Raw genomic sequence first — 1,799 nt, forward strand, 5'->3', positions numbered from 1 at the left:
TTTAAGCAAACGAGTCAGCCAATATTTTATTTGGGAATCATATTGCACTGTTAGATAGTGATCTAGAACTAAAAGGGATTTATCAAAGCTTGGCTCAACATGTAAAATCATATCTGCATCAAGCATTAACAGATAATCAGACTTTGGGTACGCTTCTTGGGCGAGACGGGCTGATAATGTTCGATTGTAACCAAAATTTTTAAAGGCTTTGTGGTGAACAGTGCCTGGAATATGGTGCTCCTTGCACCAGTTTTCAATGATTTCAGGAGTTTTGTCAGTAGAGCCAGTATCACATATCGAAACGAAGTCGATGATTGGTTTTGCTGCATTCAAACACCTTTCTATAATTCTTGACTCATTTTTTACAATCATACAAAGACAGATTTTCTTTCCAAGCTGTGACATTGTTCTATCATTTATATTTCCCAAAATTTCTTTCCCTTCTGTATAGGATGGATTTTCGTCATTATGGACAGCAGTTACTGTCTTGATCAATTTGTTAAAAGGATATGCTCGAAATTCTTTTATTGTCACATCTTTGATGATTAAGGAATACAGGCCACTTAATCTTTTTCTTTCTTGTACAAAACGTTCTGCTGTTTTTTGGGTACCAATAAGAGGTCATGGCAATTCGTTGAACCATTCAAATTATCAATTATGAAATTGATTCAGTTATGATAAAAATAAAAAAGAATCCACAAATATATCTAAACTTTGTAAATAATCTTTGTGAATTCTTTAATTACTATTATTTAACTATAGCGCCCTTCGTATTAGAAGGTCAGCCAGATAACGATAAAAATATGGGCTAAACCTTAGATAATCCCCACTCTTAGTTAATTTTCTTCTTATTGTAATTATAAAAGAAATTTGAAAAATGGAATACATTGTAAAATTCTTGTTCGAATAAACTGCTTCGTTCGTATTATAAGGTTAACCAGAATGCTAAATATTTCTGGTTGACCTTATTTATTTTGGTCTTATTATATCAGTAGCCAGGGTAGAACGTAACTGCCCGTGGGGCATAATTTTCCTTCTTAAGCTAACCTGCCCCCGTTAGTTGAACAAGAAGAAGCAACATAACATTGGTCTAGGAAGTCTTAAAAAAGAGAAAACCGTAATTTTTAGTAGAAAAAAAGACACCCTTTTATGAGTGCCTTTAATATCTAATTTAAGGTTGATTCCTTATATGAAATGGTTCCCCCTGTATAATTGCCATTTAAATCTTTAAGCAGGGAACCATAAAGCCTGTATACTTCTCTATACATTCCTTCCAAATCATTAGCAATGATTACTATCTGCTTGGTTTCACCATTCCCTGTAACACTCACTACATATCTATTTCTTTTAGGAACGGCCACTTAGTTGTCCCCCTATTTTCTCTTATCTGATTCCTTTTACCCAATTCGTTTTACCCGATTCAAAGAAATAGTAAACCTTTATTTCAAACTAACCTGCCCCTATAGTTCAATGAAAAAAGACCCGTAACGGGTCTATAGAATCCGTAGGCTCATAAACAGTATGATTTCTCAGCTTTTGGGCCACACCAGGACATCAGCCACAACTCCATATAAAAACGGCTAATTGAGCCGTTTTTTACCGCCTGAGCGTGTTTTAATAAAGATGTTTCACCCAATTGAACGTAATAATCATCAGCAGCAGAAACGGAATCATAAAATCATCCCGCCGAACCAATACCCACGACTAGAATCCACACTTATTCTGTTTGATTTGATGGATATTCTATAACCTTGAACTATGGAAAAACCTAAAATCAATCCCACAGACAAACTTTTTCA

2 protein-coding genes are annotated in these 1,799 nt (G+C 34.7%); both read right to left on the reverse strand.

All coding sequences use genetic code 11. The annotated features are described in order from the left end of the window. The coding region (locus A5N88_RS22230; RefSeq protein WP_232317647.1) for a glycosyltransferase at nucleotides 1-405 on the reverse strand (405 nt) is incomplete at its 3' end. Nucleotides 406-1,166: 761 nt separating this feature from the next. Next, nucleotides 1,167-1,361 carry a hypothetical protein gene (locus A5N88_RS22235; protein WP_066270823.1) on the reverse strand — a complete coding sequence of 65 codons (195 nt, stop codon included), beginning with the start codon at nucleotides 1,359-1,361 and terminating at the stop codon, nucleotides 1,167-1,169. Nucleotides 1,362-1,799 lie beyond the last annotated feature (438 nt).

It is taken from the genome of Heyndrickxia acidicola, assembly GCF_001636425.1.
GTDB classification, from domain to species: domain Bacteria; phylum Bacillota; class Bacilli; order Bacillales; family Bacillaceae_C; genus Bacillus_AE; species Bacillus_AE acidicola.